Below are 12,956 nucleotides of genomic sequence, written 5' to 3'. Positions count from 1 at the left end.
GAACGCTTCAGGAGGGAACGCGATGGCTCATTTCGAGGTGGGCGAGGTGGTGCGCGCGCTGCGCGGCGTGCGCGACGAGTGGCGAGATCTGCAGAAGCGCTCACGCGAGCTCGGCGCACGCGAATTTCCGTCGCGTGAGGCGCTGGCCGGCATCGTGGCGTCGCTGAAGGGCGCATTGTTTCCGATGCGACTCGGACCGCCGGAGCTTCGTCACGAGAGCGAGGATTTCTATGTCGGCCACACGCTCGACGCGGCGCTTCAGAGCCTGTTGGGGCAGGCAGGACTGGAGCTGAACTTCAGCACTCGCCATCGATCCGTTGCCGCGCACGAGATGGAGGAGAGGGCAGCGCAGGCGGTCCGCGAGTTCGCGAATGCGCTGCCCGGCCTGCGCCGGCTGCTCGACACCGACGTGCTCGCGGCCTTCCAGGGCGACCCGGCGGCGCGCAGCGTCGACGAGGTGCTGCTGTGTTATCCGGGCGTGCTGGCGATGATCCACCACCGGCTCGCGCACAAACTTTACCAGCTGGAGCTGCCCCTTTTGGCCCGCATCCTGGCCGAGCTCGCACACGCCGAGACTGGCATTGACATCCATCCGGGCGCGCAGATCGGCGCCGGCTTCTTCATCGATCACGGCACCGGTGTCGTCATCGGGGAGACGGCGGTGATCGGGCAGCGCGTGCGTCTCTACCAAGCCGTGACGCTGGGCGCCAAGCGTTTTTCGACCGATGTCGAAGGCAACCTGCATAAGGGCCTGCCGCGCCATCCGATCGTGGAGGACGATGTGGTGATCTATGCCGGCGCCACCATCCTCGGACGGGTGAGGCTGGGCAAGGGTGCGACCATCGGCGGCAACGTCTGGGTGACCGACGACGTCGCGCCGGGCGCCAGCGTCACGCAGGCCAGCCTGCAGAGGGCACCGAAGGGGGCGACATGAAGGTGTTCGTGCAGGACTTTGGCGTGGTCGTACGGCAGCTTCGGGAGGCACAGGGCTGGTCGCAGGAGCGGTTGGCCGAGCGCTCGAATCTGAATCGCTCCTACGTGGGCGAGATTGAGCGGGGCAGCGTGATCGCCTCGATCGTGACCGCGCAGAAGCTCGCCCACTCGCTTGGCATTCACAGCGCGGCCCTGTTCGCGCATTGCGAGGAGCTGGAGCGCCGGCGGCTGGCGCAACGCATCAATTTGGCGGCTATAGCCTGTTGAACGACCGGCCCCGTGCGGCCGACACTCGCCGTCCTCGTTTCTTTCTTCAATGTTCACGGAGCCCTCATGAGTGCAACAGTCGGTGGTACCACCGCTCTCGGCGACAACGCCGCCCGCCAGTTGGCGAATGCCACCAAGACCGTCCCTCAACTCGAAACCATCAGCCCGCGCTGGCTCACGCACCTCTTGCAATGGGTGCCGGTCGAAGCAGGCATCTACCGGCTCAACAAGGTCAAGAACCCCGAATCGATCAAGGTCACCTGCACCGCGCGTGAAGAAGAAAACCAGCTGCCGCGCACCTTCGTCGACTACGAGGAGCAGCCGCGCGAATACTTCCTCAATGCCGTGAGCACCGTGCTCGACGTGCACACCCGCATCTCCGACCTCTACAGCAGCCCGCACGACCAGATCAAGGAGCAGCTGCGCCTCACGATCGAGACGATCAAGGAGAACCAGGAGAGCGAGCTCATCAACAACCCCGACTACGGCCTCTTGTCGCAGGTGAGCGAGGAGCAGCGCATCTTCCCGCTGACCGGCGCGCCCACGCCGGACGACCTCGACGAGCTCTTGACCAAGGTCTGGAAGGAGCCGGCCTTCTTCCTCACGCATCCGCTGGCCATCGCCGCCTTCGGCCGCGAAGCCACGCGCCGCGGCACGCCGCCGCCGACCGTGAGCCTGTTCGGCTCGCAGTTCATCACCTGGCGCGGCATCCCGCTGATCCCCTCGAACAAGGTGCCCGTGGCCGACGGCAAGAGCAAGATCCTGCTCTTGCGCGTGGGCGACAAGCGCCAGGGGGTGGTGGGCCTGTTCCAGCCCGGCCTGGCCGGCGAACAGAGCCCGGGCCTGTCGGTGCGCTTCATGGGCATCAACAACCATGCGATCGCCTCCTACCTGATCTCGCTGTACTGCTCGCTCGCGGTGCTGACCACCGACGCGCTGGCCGTTCTCGACGACGTCGAAGTCGGCAAGTACCACGACTACGCCGACATCTACAAGTGAGCACATCGCTTCCTTCATCGGACACCGGCTTCGAAGCGCCCTTCGATCCGGCCGTGCTCGCACAGATGGCCTCGGCCATGTTCGCGGCGCTGCCCGGCGGCGCTGCACCGGGCGTACAGGCGCCGGTCAACATCGCGCCGCCGGGTTCGCCGCTCGCGAGTCCGGCCGGCTTCGGCCCCGGTGTGCCGGGCACGCCCATTCCGCAAGGCCTGGTGCCGGGTGCCAACCTGCTGCCCGCATCGCCCACGCCGCTGGCTTCGCTGGCGCATCGCGCCCCGGCGCTGCAGCCGCACGCGGCCGCGGCCAACGGCCTGCCGGACAGCGTCGTCAGCACCGTGCCGGCCTACGAGCCGCGCTTCGGCGGCGGGCTGCTGGGCGTGCCAGAGGCGAAGGTGGCCGCGGCCTCCCAGGCCACAGCGCATCCGGCCGTCGAGGCCTCGCCCTTCTACTTCGTCGGCGATCGCCATGGCCATCCCGCGGCGGGCGGACACGGCAGCGAAGCCGCAGCCGATCCGCTCGACGCGCTGGCTGCTCAGCCCTTTGCGCAGGCCGCACTGCCGCGCGCGACGGTGCCCCCCGGCCCGGGCATCCCGCAGACCGCGCCCTCGGTCGAGCCGAAGTTCTATTTCGTCGATTCGGTGGTGCTGGCCAGCGGCTACGTCACGCCGGCCAAGCCGGCGCTCCACGGCGGCGCCGTGCCGCCGGCGGAGCAGGGGCGGCATCCGGCCTTCGACGTGCACGCGGTGCGGCGCGATTTCCCGGTGCTTCAGGAACGCGTCAACGGTCGCCAGCTGGTGTGGTTCGACAACGCCGCAACCACGCACAAGCCGCGCGCGGTGATCGATCGCATCTCGTACTTCTACGAGCACGAGAACTCCAACATCCACCGTGCCGCGCACGAACTGGCGGCACGCGCCACCGATGCCTACGAAGGCGCGCGCGAGCGGGTGCGGGCCTTCATCAATGCCCCCGAGGTGGAAGAGGTGATCTTCGTGCGCGGCACCACCGAGGCCATCAACCTGGTGGCCAAGAGTTGGGGTGCGCAGCACGTGGGCGAGGGCGACGAGATCGTCGTCAGCCATCTGGAGCACCACGCCAACATCGTGCCGTGGCAGCAGCTCGCTTCCGCCAAGGGCGCCAAGCTGCGCGTGATCCCGGTGGACGATTCAGGTCAGGTGCTGCTCGACGAGTACCAGAAGCTGCTCAACGACCGCACGAAGATCGTGGCCGTTACCCAGGTCTCGAACGCGCTCGGCACCGTGGTGCCGGTCAAGCAGATCGTGGAGCTCGCGCACCGCGCCGGTGCCCGAGCGCTGGTCGACGGCGCGCAGTCGGTCTCGCACATGCGCGTGGACGTGCAGGACATCGGCGCCGACTTCTTCGTCTTCTCCGGCCACAAGGTGTTCGGCCCGACCGGCATCGGCGTGGTCTGGGGCAGGCGGGAGCTGCTCGAGGACATGCCGCCGTGGCAGGGCGGCGGCAACATGATCGCTGACGTCACCTTCGAAAAGACCGTGTTCCAGCCGATCCCGAACAAGTTCGAGGCCGGCACCGGCAACATCGCCGATGCAGTGGGCCTGGGCGCGGCGATCGACTACGTGAACAGGATCGGCATCGAGAACATCGCGCGCTACGAGCACGCGCTGCTGTGCCACGGCATGCAGGCGCTGGGCGCGATCCCCGGCGTGCGCCTGATCGGCACCGCGGCCGACAAGGCCAGCGTGATGTCATTCGTCCTGGCGGGCTACAGCACAGAGGAGGTGGGCAGAGCGCTCAACGAGGAGGGCATCGCGGTGCGCACCGGCCACCATTGCGCGCAGCCCATCCTGCGGCGCTTCGGCGTCGAGACTACGGTGCGGCCCTCGCTGGCCTTCTACAACACCTTCGACGAGATCGACCGCCTCGTGGCGGTGGTGCGCCGGCTGGCCGGGCAGCGGCGGGCCGGCCTGCCTTCCTAGGCCCAAGCGAAACGCGACATTCGGCGGGCCCTCGAGGCCCGCTTTTTTTACCACCGCGGATGCACCGGCTCGAACACCGGTCGGAACAGAAAGCGGCGCGCGATCTCGCCATAGCCCCGATAGTAGAAGTGACCATTGGCCGCCAGCACCGCGGCCTTGTGACGCCGGAAGTGGATCGGGATCTCGTACCACGGCATCGTGGGCGCGCGATGGTGCACGTGGTGCAGGTTGTTGTAGAGGTAGAGCAGGCCGAACACCAGGTTCGATTCGACGATCGCGACGCGCGCGTGCGGCGTGTCGCTCCATCGGTGCTCGGCGAACGAGCGCAGGGCCCCCAGCATCATGCTCGGGTAGACGAAGCACAGCACGTAGGTGCCCAGATGCATGCCGCAGACCTGGGTCACGTAGAAGAGCACCGGTGCCACGCTGAGGGCGTGCACGAGCCAGATCCGGACGTGCGACAGGTCGTGCGCCCGCAGTCGCGCGGCCTCGCTTCGCACCAGCTTGAGCAGGCGCAGCCAGGGGCCGACCACCACCCGGAAGGCGAGCGTCTGGTTGGCGCCGAAGACCCAGCGCCGCAGTGACCCGTACGCCTCCCAGGCGTGCGCGGCATGGTAGACGCTCTCGGTGTCCTTCTGCGGATGCGTCAGGTGGAAGTTGACGTGGTGCGCGCTGTGACTGCGGTTGTAGAGCGGGTAGGGCAACCAGAGATTGATCGGCGGCCAGACCACGGCGTGGCGCAGCCAGCGCGGCAGGTGGCGCATGGCATGAATGCTCTCGTGCTGCAGCGAGAAATGGAGCTGCCCGAGGTAGCCGCCGAGCAGGAACAGCAGCCACGCCGGCAGCGCGCGGTGCCACCACAGCAGCGCGGCCCAGGCGGCGTAGAGCGCCACGGCGAGCACCAGCGTGGGGATTTCAAAGTGCCGCCACCAGGTGGCGCGCGGCGGGCGCGGAAGGGAGGGGCGGGCGGTGGTGGTCATGGCAGGGACCGCACCGATCTTAGGAAGGGCCGCGTCCTTCGCATGCGCCCATTGCGCATGTGGACATGCGCAAAGCTTCGTTGGCGCGGACGCGAAGGCGCCCTAGATTGGCGGGCTTCCAGACTTTGGCGCTCGCTGTTCCATGACTCACTTCCATCGCCGGCGCCTGCTGCTTTCGCTTCCGGCCCTCTGGCTTGCAGCGAGCCTGGCCGCAGCCGCCGAGGACTATCCCGCCCGGACCGTGCGCGTCGTCGTGCCATACCCTGCCGGCGGCATCGCCGACAAGATCGCGCGCGAGGTCTCCGAACAGTTGCAGCAGCGCCTGAAGCAGCCCGTGGTGGTCGAGAACCGCAGCGGCGCAGCCGGCAACATCGGCTTCGACCATGTCGCGCGGCAGCCGGCCGACGGCTACACGCTGCTCTTGGCGCCGGCGTCGAACCTCACGGTGCAGCCGGCCCTGTTCAAGCAGCTGAGCTACGACCCGGCACGCGACTTCACGCCCGTCTCGCTGCTGGTGCAGACGCCGCAGGTACTGCTCGTGCACCCCTCGCTGCCTGTGGACAGCGTGCAGGAACTGGTCGCCTATTCGAAGAAGAGCCCGGGCAAGCTCAACTATGGCGTCAGCGTCGGCGCCTATTCCCATCTCGCCGGCGAGCTGCTGCGCAGCCGCACCGGCGCCGACTTCACCGCCATTCCCTACCAGGGCAGCGCGCCGGCGCTCAACGACCTGCTCGCGGGCCAGACGCAGTTCATCTTCAACGAGGTGGTCACGGCGATCCCGCATATCCAGGCCGGCAAGCTCAAGCCGCTCGCCGTGGCCTACCGCACGCGTGCTCCCTGGCTGCCCCAGGTGCCGACCACGGCCGAGGCCGGCTTCGCGGATTTCGAGGTGACCTCCTGGTACGGCATCGTCGCGCGCAGCGGCACGCCGAAGCCGGTGGTGGACCGGCTCGCACGCGAGCTCCATGCGATCGTGCAGGCGCCCGACTTCAGGAAGCGCTACGACGACATCGGTGCCTTCACTGTCGGCAGCTCACCGGAAGAGTTCGGCCGCTTCATCGCGAGCGAGACGGTCCGTTGGACGGCGGTGGTCAGGCAGGCAGGGATCGAGCCGCATTGAGTAACGAAACCCTCTCCCCCGGCGAACTGCAGGCGCTGCTGCTCGGAAGCGCGGAGCTTGCGCTGCTCGACGTGCGCGAGGCGCGCTGGTTCTGCGACGCGCATCTCAACCTCGCGCGGCTGGCGCCGCTCTCCACGCTGGAATTGCAGATCGGCGCACTGGTCCCGCGCCGCACGACCGAGCTCGTGGTGTACGACGAGGCCGATGCACAGGAGGGCCCGGCCGCACGCGCGGCTGCGCTGCTCGGGCGGCTCGGCTACACGCATGTGCGGCGTCTTGCGGGCGGCTTGAACGCATGGCGTGCGGAAGGCCTGCCGGTCATCGACGGCTACGCCACGCTGGTCAAGGCTTTTGGCGATCTCGCTCGCCTGCACTACGGCACGCCCACGTTGTCGCTGGCCGAGTTCGAAGAACGCCGGCGCACGGGGCAGGCCATCACGCTCATCGACGCGCGGCCGCGCGAGGAGTACGCCTTTCTCTCGATCGAAGGCGCCCGCAACTATCCGGGCACCGAGCTGGCGCTACGGGCCTTGCACGCGAACGAGCCCGGTCACGTGTGGGTGGTCAACTGCTTCAGCCGCACGCGCGGCATCATCGGCGCCACCACGCTGCGGCTGCTGGCGGGCGGTGACAAGGTCGTCTTCCTGGAGGACGGCGTGATGGCCTGGGGGCTACGCGGGGGCGTGGTGCTCGAGAACGCGCAGCCCCTCGACGACATCCCGGCCGAGCCGCCGGAGCTGCTGCGCGCGCTGGCCGACCGGCTGATCGCGCGCCACGGCCTGTCCGTCATCGATGCCGAGGGGCTCGCGCGGCTGCAGGCCGATCGGGACCGGACCCTCTACCTGTTCGACCTCCGGCCGTCCTCGCCGCCCGCGAATGGCGTGCACCATGTTCCCGGTGGACAGCTGCTCATGCACTTCGAGAATCTCGTGGGCACGCGCAACGCGCGCATCGTGCTGATCGACGAGCCGCATCGGCTGCGCGCGGCCGTGACCGCGTTCTGGCTGGCGCAGCTGAACCAGGCCGAGGTCCATGTGCTCGCGGGCGAGCTGCCGGCGCAGCCTCCCTCGACGGCGGACCATGTGGATCCGGCGAACGACGGCCTCGCGCCCGATGCACTCGCACGGCTGATCGCGTGCGGCGAGGCCGAGCTGTTGGACGTCGGTCCCAGCCTCGACTACGAGAAGCGGCACCTGCCGGGCGCACGCTTCCTGCTGCCCGTCTCGCTCGCGCCGCTCGAACCCTTGCTCGCGCCGGGCCGCACCGTGGTCTTCAGCTCGCCCGACGGCGCCGCCGCCCGCCTCGCCGCGCGCGATGCCGGAGCACGCTGGCCGGCATCGGCCTTCGCCTGGCTGGCCGGCGGCACCGAGGGCTGGGCTGCCGAGGGCCGGCCCGTCGAGGCGTCCTATGTGCCGCAGCAACTGCTGACGCCTTTCGACGACGACTGGGGCTCGGTGATGCGCGTCTTCGGCCCGCGGCGCGACGAGGTCTGGGCTGACTACCTCACGTGGGAGCGCGGGCTGGCGCAACGCGTGGTTGCCGATCCCGCGGTGCGCTTTCGCTTCTTCAGGTGAGCCTCAAGGCGACGGCCTCACCGTCGCCTCGACCGCACTCATGCGGCCTGCGCTGCCGGCCAGAACAGCAGCGCGCGCAGCTCGATGCTGCGGCGCGGCGGCGCATCGGGCGCGTCGTTCGGATTCTCGAAGGCGGTGTGCGCGGTCAGGCGCGCGGTCCCGTCGGCGAGCGAGTCGTAGATCTTCAAGAGCAGCACTTCATCGGGCCGTAGCTTGGGAAACCAATACCAGCGATGCGCTGGGTTGTAGGTGAAGGAGTACGTCTCGCCGACCTTGTCGCGATAGACCAGGTCGCTCGGCACCAGGTCCTCGGGGACGATCGAGCGCGCATCGCACAGCGCCAGCGGCAGGCGCTCCACGGTCGCGAGCGGCCGCCATAGATTGACGATGGCGAAGCGGTGCTTGAGCCGCTCGGCCGCCTCTTCGGGCGGCAGGTGATCGCGCACGCGGCGCGGGCCGGAGAGGAAGGTCTGGTCGTTGTGCACGCGGCGCACCGGCTCGCGCAGCGACGCGGTGCCGCGCGAGCCGCGCGCGCTGTCGCGCAACGTGTGATCGAAGACCACCACCTTCTCGGCGCCGGTGGCCGTGCGCAGCAGCTGTTCCGATTCGAGATAGTAGACCGAGCGGATCGCTGCTTCGTCCGAGAAGTCGGCGAGGGCGCTGCGGTGCGCGAGGTGATGAAAGCCGCTGCGATCGAGCGACAGCTCGCCCAGCGCGGCAAGCGGGCGGCCGTCGCGGATGGTCACGCGCTGCGGCGCCAGCGCGCCGGTCGTCCATGGCAGACCGTCCGGCGGCTCGAAGGTATAGCTGACGGGGCGGCCTTCGCCGGCCTTCAAGTAGTTGAGTTCGGCCTTCACGGACGGCAGCGTGTCCGCCGACGGCCAGTCATTCAATACGGCGCTCATGGGAATTCCCTGCACGTTTGCTTGAAGGGGTGGAGGCTATCCCGGCTGGCGTCTGCGACGAACGAAGGAAAAACGATATCGATATCCGCTTCGTGTACGTGATCCGGTCGCGGGATGGCTGCCCTGCACCGATGCAAAGTGCATCAGCTAACTCGCGATCCTTCGTTGGCAAGCGTCTCGCCTTTTTTGCAGAATGCGACGGGTGAAGCAGATCGTTTATGTCTCGCCGGCCGAACAGGTCCGTTGCGTTCTTGCCATCACGGCAGTCCTGTGGCGGGTGAGGGGACGATCTGTGCGCGATGCGGCTGCCCGCGTCACGCTGCTGCACAACGAGCGTGGCGCAGCGGCGGGAAAGAGTCCGCTGCCGGATGACCCGCGACCGCCTGGAGGACGCGCTTGCGCAGAGCTGGCGCTGGGCGATCTGAGCGCCGCCAAGCCATCGCTCGGGCGCCCTCTGCCTAGCGCTGCTGCCCCCAGCGCCGCACCGTCAGCCGCTCCAGCGTCGCGAAACCCAGGTTCTCGACCGCGAGGCCGATCAGCACCACCATCGCGAGGCCCGCAAACACACGGTCGGTGTAGAGCTCGTTGCGGTTCTGGAAGATGTACCAGCCCAGGCCCCCCTGCCCCGAGGAGGCGCCGAACACCAGCTCGGCCGCGATCAGCGTGCGCCACGCAAAGGCCCAGCCAATCTTGAGCCCCGAAAGAATCGACGGCAGCGCGGCCGGCACCAGGATCTGCAGCACATAGCGCAAGCCCTTCAGGCCGTAGTTGCGCCCGGCCATGCGCAGCGTCTCGGGCACGCCCTGGAAGCCGGCATAGGTGTTGAGCGCCAGCGGCCACAGCACCGAATGGATCAGCACGAAGACCAGGCTGCCGCGGCCGAGGCCGAACCATAGAAGCGCCAGCGGCAGCAGCGCGATGGCCGGCAGCGGGTTGAACATGGAGGTCAGCGTGTCCAGCAGGTCGCGCCCGAGCCGGGTCGACACCGCGAGCGTGGTCAGCACGAAGGCCAGCAGCACGCCGGCCAGGTAGCCCTGCAGCAGCACGGCCAGCGAGATGCGGACCTTGGCCAGCAGTTCGCCGCTGGCCAGGCCCTGCGCCAGCGCCCGCACCGTGGCGCCGAAGGTGGGCAACAGCAGGTCGTTGTCCTGCCAGCGCGCCGCCAGTTCCCACAGGAGCGCGAGCGCGCAGAGGATCAACCCTTTGCGCAGCCAGCCCTGGGCCCAGAGTCGGGTGGCAGCCGGCAGCGGACGTTCGACGGCCCCGGCCGTGAAGGGTTCGAGCGGGCGTTCGTATTCGGGCCGGATGGGCGGATTGGCCGTCGTCATGCTGCAACGGCCTCTTCTTCGAACAGCAGGCCATGGATGCGCTGCGCCGCGGCCTGGAATTCGCTGCCGCCCAGGCTCGCCTGCGTGAAGCCGTGGCTGTTGATCTCGGCGCGCATGCGGCCCGGATGCGGCGACAGCAGCGCGACGCGGTTGCCGACCACCAGCGCCTCTTCGATCGAATGGGTGACGAAGAGCAGCGTGAAGCGCACCTCCTCCCACAGCGCGAGCAGCTCTTCCTGCATCTTGCGGCGCGTGAGGGCGTCGAGCGCAGCGAAGGGCTCATCCATCAGCAGCACGCGCGGCTGCATGGCCAGCGCACGCGCGATCGCCACGCGCTGCTTCATGCCGCCCGAGAGCTGGTGCGGATGCACGTCGGCGAAGCGGGCGAGGCCGACCTTGGCCAGGTAGTGCAGCGCGCGTTCTTCGGCTTCCTTGCGGCCCAGCGTGCCGGAAGCGCGCAGCGGGAACATCACGTTCTGCTTGACCGTCTTCCACGGCGGCAGCTGGTCGAACTCCTGGAACACCACGATGCGGTCCGGCCCCGGCTGCGCAACACGCCGGCCGTCGAGCCGGATCTCGCCCTCGACCGGATGCACGAAGCCGCCCACCGCCTTCAGCAGCGTCGACTTGCCGCAGCCCGAGGGGCCGAGCAGCACGAAGCGGTCGGACGCGAAGACGTCGAAGCTCACGCGGTGCGTGGCGCGGACCACGCGTTCCGGCGTGCGGTATTCGAGGCTCACGCCGTCGACCTGCAGCAGCGGATCGAGCCCGGTGCGCTCTGCAGCTCCCGACGCAGCAGCCGGCGCCGGTCCGCGCAAGGGCGCTTGCGACAAGCCATGGCGCAAGACGAGACCTGCCGTCGAAGACATCGGCTCAGTTCCCTGCCGCGTTCTGGGCGTCGTCGAAGAAGTAGTCCTTCACCGAAGCCGGCTTGTTCTTGATGGCGCCCACGCGGTGCATGAACTCGGCCAGCACGTAGGTGTTCTGCGGCGTGGTCTTGAACTGGACCTCGGGGTTCTTGATGATTTTCAGCAGCAGCTCGCGATCGATCTTCGCGTTGCCGACCTTGAGATAGATGTCGGCCGCCTTCTCGGGGTTGGCGCTGACGAATTGCGCGGCTTCGTTGAGCGCATCGATGAAGGCGCGGTAGCTCTTGGGGTTCTCGCTGCGGAACTTCTCGGTGGCGTAGAGCACGGTGGCCGAGGCCGGTCCGCCGAGCACCTGGTAGGAGTTCAGCACGATGCGCGCGTTCGGGTTGCCTGCGAGCTCCTGCTCCTGGAAGGGCGGGTTGCCGAAGTGGCCGGTGATCTCGGTGCCGCCCTTGATGATGGCCGCGGCCGCATCCGGATGCGGCACGGCCACGCTGATCCTGTCGAGCTTGTTGAACTCCTTGTCGCCCCAGAGCTTGGCCGAGGCCAGCTGCAGCACGCGCGACTGCACCGAGACGCCCACCGCGGGCAGCGCGATGCGGTCCTTGTCGGTGAAGTCGGCGATGGACTTCACGTTCGGGTTGTTCGTGACCAGGTAGTAGGGGAAGTTGCCCAGCGAGGCGACGCCGCGCACGTTCTGCTTGCCCAGGGCGCGGTCCCACAGCGTGAGCAGCGGGCCAACGCCGGCGCCGGCGATCTCGATGTTGCCGGACAGCAGCGCGTCGTTGACTGCCGAGCCGCCCGAGAGCTTGACCCATTCGACCTTGGCGTCGATGCCGGCCGCCTTGGCGTGCTTCTCGATCAGCTTCTGCTCCTGCGCCACGTTGAGCAGCAGGTAGACGATGCCGAACTGCTCGGCGATGCGGATGCGGCCTTCGGCGTGGGCGGCGAGGCTGCCCAGGGCCAGGCCGAGGCCCGCAATCAGCGCGGCGGTGGTGCGTGTGAAACGGTTCATTTTTCTTGAGGGTCAGAAAGGCGTGTCGCCCTGGATGGTCGTTCGGTAGAGCTTGCGTCGCAGTTCGTCGGGCGTGCCGGCGGCCAGGTGCATCAGCGAGCGGTTGTCCCAGAACACCAGGTCGTGCGGCGCCCAGCGGTGGCGGTACACGTACTCGGGCTTGACGCTGTGCGCGAACAGCTCGGCCAGCAACGCATCGCTTTCGTCCTGCGGCAAGCCGACGATGCGGGTGGTGAAGTGCTCGCTGACGAACAGCGCCTTGCGGCCGGTTTCGGGATGGGTGCGCACCACCGGCTGAACCGCGGGCGCGACCTTGTCGATCTGGGCCTGCGAGAGCTTGGGGCGCCACGGATTCTTGGCGCGCAGTTCCTCGTACTTGGCGAGGTAGCTGTGCTCGGCCTTCAACGGCAGGATGCGTTGCTGCATCTCGGGGCTCAGGCCCTCCCAGGCGAGATGCTGGTCGGCGAAGAGCGTGTCGCCACCCTCGCTCGGCAGTTCCTGCGCATGCAGCAGCGAGCCGAGGCTGGGATGGGGCTTGTAGGAAATGTCGGAATGCCAATAGGCGCCTGCGTCGCCGAGGCCGAGCGGCTCGCCGTCGGCCTTCTTGATGTTGGAGACAATCAGGATCTCGGGATGGCCCTCGAGATGAAACTGGTGCAGCACATGGATCTCGAGCGGGCCGAAGCGGCGGCTGAAGGCGATGTGCTGGTCCGGCGTGATCTGCTGGTGGCGGAACACGAGCACGTGGTGGTCCAGGTGCGCGCAATGGATGCGCCTGAAATCGGCTTCGTTGATCGGCCTTCCGATGTCGAGGCCGACGATCTCGGCGCCGACCGGCGTATCGAAAGGACGAATATCGAAACGCTGGACAGTTGTGGAACGCGACAGGACAGCCGGCATGAAGAAGACATCTGGAGCAAAAAGCGAACTGGCGACTCTAGGTGCCCGGTCCGCTATCGACAACGAACGATTCTTCGCTTGCTTATGAGCAATCTGTCTGAGGCGACT

At 68.1% G+C, this 12,956-nt stretch carries 12 protein-coding genes; 6 read left to right on the top strand and 6 right to left on the bottom strand.

Translation table 11 applies throughout. From position 1 onward, the window contains the following. Positions 1-22: 22 nt before the first annotated feature. From epsC to ACSQ86_RS35330, 4 genes are all read left to right on the top strand, one after another. Positions 23-934, top strand: a complete 912-nt coding sequence (epsC, locus tag ACSQ86_RS35345) for a serine O-acetyltransferase EpsC (RefSeq protein WP_436306566.1) — start codon at positions 23-25, stop codon at positions 932-934. Next, on the top strand, positions 931-1,200 hold the full coding sequence (locus ACSQ86_RS35340; protein WP_436291185.1) for a helix-turn-helix domain-containing protein: 270 nt from the start codon (positions 931-933) through the stop codon (positions 1,198-1,200). Before epsC ends, ACSQ86_RS35340 begins: the two co-directional genes overlap by 4 nt. A 66-nt stretch (positions 1,201-1,266) precedes the next feature. Then, a complete protein-coding gene (locus tag ACSQ86_RS35335) occupies positions 1,267-2,199 on the top strand; it encodes a family 2A encapsulin nanocompartment shell protein (RefSeq protein WP_436306567.1) in 933 nt (310 codons plus the stop codon). A gap of 65 nt (positions 2,200-2,264) precedes the next feature. Then, the gene (locus ACSQ86_RS35330) at positions 2,265-4,157 is read left to right on the top strand and encodes a family 2A encapsulin nanocompartment cargo protein cysteine desulfurase (protein WP_436307733.1); all 1,893 of its coding nucleotides are present in this window, start codon (positions 2,265-2,267) and stop codon (positions 4,155-4,157) included. Positions 4,158-4,204: 47 nt separating this feature from the next. Here the strand turns inward: ACSQ86_RS35330 and ACSQ86_RS35325 are convergent, their stop codons facing one another. Next, positions 4,205-5,137 (bottom strand): fatty acid desaturase, encoded by a 933-nt coding sequence (locus ACSQ86_RS35325; protein WP_436310776.1) that lies wholly within the window; start codon positions 5,135-5,137, stop codon positions 4,205-4,207. 142 nt (positions 5,138-5,279) lie between these two features. Here ACSQ86_RS35325 and ACSQ86_RS35320 point away from each other — a divergent pair, with 142 nt between their 5' ends. Both ACSQ86_RS35320 and ACSQ86_RS35315 read left to right on the top strand, forming a co-directional pair. Then, positions 5,280-6,257 (top strand): Bug family tripartite tricarboxylate transporter substrate binding protein, encoded by a 978-nt coding sequence (locus ACSQ86_RS35320; protein ID WP_436306569.1) that lies wholly within the window; start codon positions 5,280-5,282, stop codon positions 6,255-6,257. After that, positions 6,254-7,831: a rhodanese-like domain-containing protein gene (locus ACSQ86_RS35315; protein ID WP_436306570.1), complete on the top strand. Its 1,578-nt coding sequence runs from the start codon at positions 6,254-6,256 to the stop codon at positions 7,829-7,831. The genes ACSQ86_RS35320 and ACSQ86_RS35315 overlap by 4 nt, the downstream gene beginning before the upstream one ends. A gap of 38 nt (positions 7,832-7,869) precedes the next feature. Here ACSQ86_RS35315 and ACSQ86_RS35310 read toward each other — a convergent pair whose 3' ends face one another. From ACSQ86_RS35310 to ACSQ86_RS35290, 5 genes are all read right to left on the bottom strand, one after another. Continuing rightward, positions 7,870-8,736, bottom strand: coding sequence for a CmcJ/NvfI family oxidoreductase (locus tag ACSQ86_RS35310; protein WP_436306571.1), 867 nt, complete (start codon positions 8,734-8,736; stop codon positions 7,870-7,872). A gap of 458 nt (positions 8,737-9,194) precedes the next feature. Continuing rightward, complete coding sequence (locus tag ACSQ86_RS35305) at positions 9,195-10,064, bottom strand: ABC transporter permease (protein ID WP_436306572.1); 870 nt, start codon at positions 10,062-10,064, stop codon at positions 9,195-9,197. Then, the gene (locus ACSQ86_RS35300) at positions 10,061-10,933 is read right to left on the bottom strand and encodes an ABC transporter ATP-binding protein (protein WP_436306573.1); all 873 of its coding nucleotides are present in this window, start codon (positions 10,931-10,933) and stop codon (positions 10,061-10,063) included. The genes ACSQ86_RS35305 and ACSQ86_RS35300 overlap by 4 nt, the downstream gene beginning before the upstream one ends. A gap of 4 nt (positions 10,934-10,937) precedes the next feature. Continuing rightward, complete coding sequence (locus ACSQ86_RS35295) at positions 10,938-11,948, bottom strand: ABC transporter substrate-binding protein (protein ID WP_436310775.1); 1,011 nt, start codon at positions 11,946-11,948, stop codon at positions 10,938-10,940. Positions 11,949-11,960: 12 nt separating this feature from the next. Then, positions 11,961-12,848 carry a TauD/TfdA dioxygenase family protein gene (locus ACSQ86_RS35290; RefSeq protein ID WP_436310774.1) on the bottom strand — a complete coding sequence of 296 codons (888 nt, stop codon included), beginning with the start codon at positions 12,846-12,848 and terminating at the stop codon, positions 11,961-11,963. Positions 12,849-12,956 lie beyond the last annotated feature (108 nt).

The organism is Variovorax sp. LjRoot130, assembly GCF_964253755.1.
Lineage (GTDB): Bacteria > Pseudomonadota > Gammaproteobacteria > Burkholderiales > Burkholderiaceae_C > Variovorax.
This window is presented reverse-complemented; position numbering and strand designations above follow the sequence as displayed.

Excerpts from the sequence above, each read along its gene's own strand:
- epsC (WP_436306566.1), top strand. The coding sequence starts at position 23 with ATGGCTCATTTCGAGGTGGGCGAGGTGGTGCGCGCGCTGCGCGGCGTG.
- ACSQ86_RS35340 (WP_436291185.1), top strand. The coding sequence starts at position 931 with ATGAAGGTGTTCGTGCAGGACTTTGGCGTGGTCGTACGGCAGCTTCGG.
- ACSQ86_RS35335 (WP_436306567.1), top strand. The coding sequence starts at position 1,267 with ATGAGTGCAACAGTCGGTGGTACCACCGCTCTCGGCGACAACGCCGCC.
- ACSQ86_RS35330 (WP_436307733.1), top strand. The coding sequence starts at position 2,265 with ATGGCCTCGGCCATGTTCGCGGCGCTGCCCGGCGGCGCTGCACCGGGC.
- ACSQ86_RS35325 (WP_436310776.1), bottom strand. The coding sequence starts at position 5,137 with ATGACCACCACCGCCCGCCCCTCCCTTCCGCGCCCGCCGCGCGCCACC.
- ACSQ86_RS35320 (WP_436306569.1), top strand. The coding sequence starts at position 5,280 with ATGACTCACTTCCATCGCCGGCGCCTGCTGCTTTCGCTTCCGGCCCTC.
- ACSQ86_RS35310 (WP_436306571.1), bottom strand. The coding sequence starts at position 8,736 with ATGAGCGCCGTATTGAATGACTGGCCGTCGGCGGACACGCTGCCGTCC.
- ACSQ86_RS35305 (WP_436306572.1), bottom strand. The coding sequence starts at position 10,064 with ATGACGACGGCCAATCCGCCCATCCGGCCCGAATACGAACGCCCGCTC.
- ACSQ86_RS35300 (WP_436306573.1), bottom strand. The coding sequence starts at position 10,933 with ATGTCTTCGACGGCAGGTCTCGTCTTGCGCCATGGCTTGTCGCAAGCG.
- ACSQ86_RS35295 (WP_436310775.1), bottom strand. The coding sequence starts at position 11,948 with ATGAACCGTTTCACACGCACCACCGCCGCGCTGATTGCGGGCCTCGGC.
- ACSQ86_RS35290 (WP_436310774.1), bottom strand. The coding sequence starts at position 12,848 with ATGCCGGCTGTCCTGTCGCGTTCCACAACTGTCCAGCGTTTCGATATT.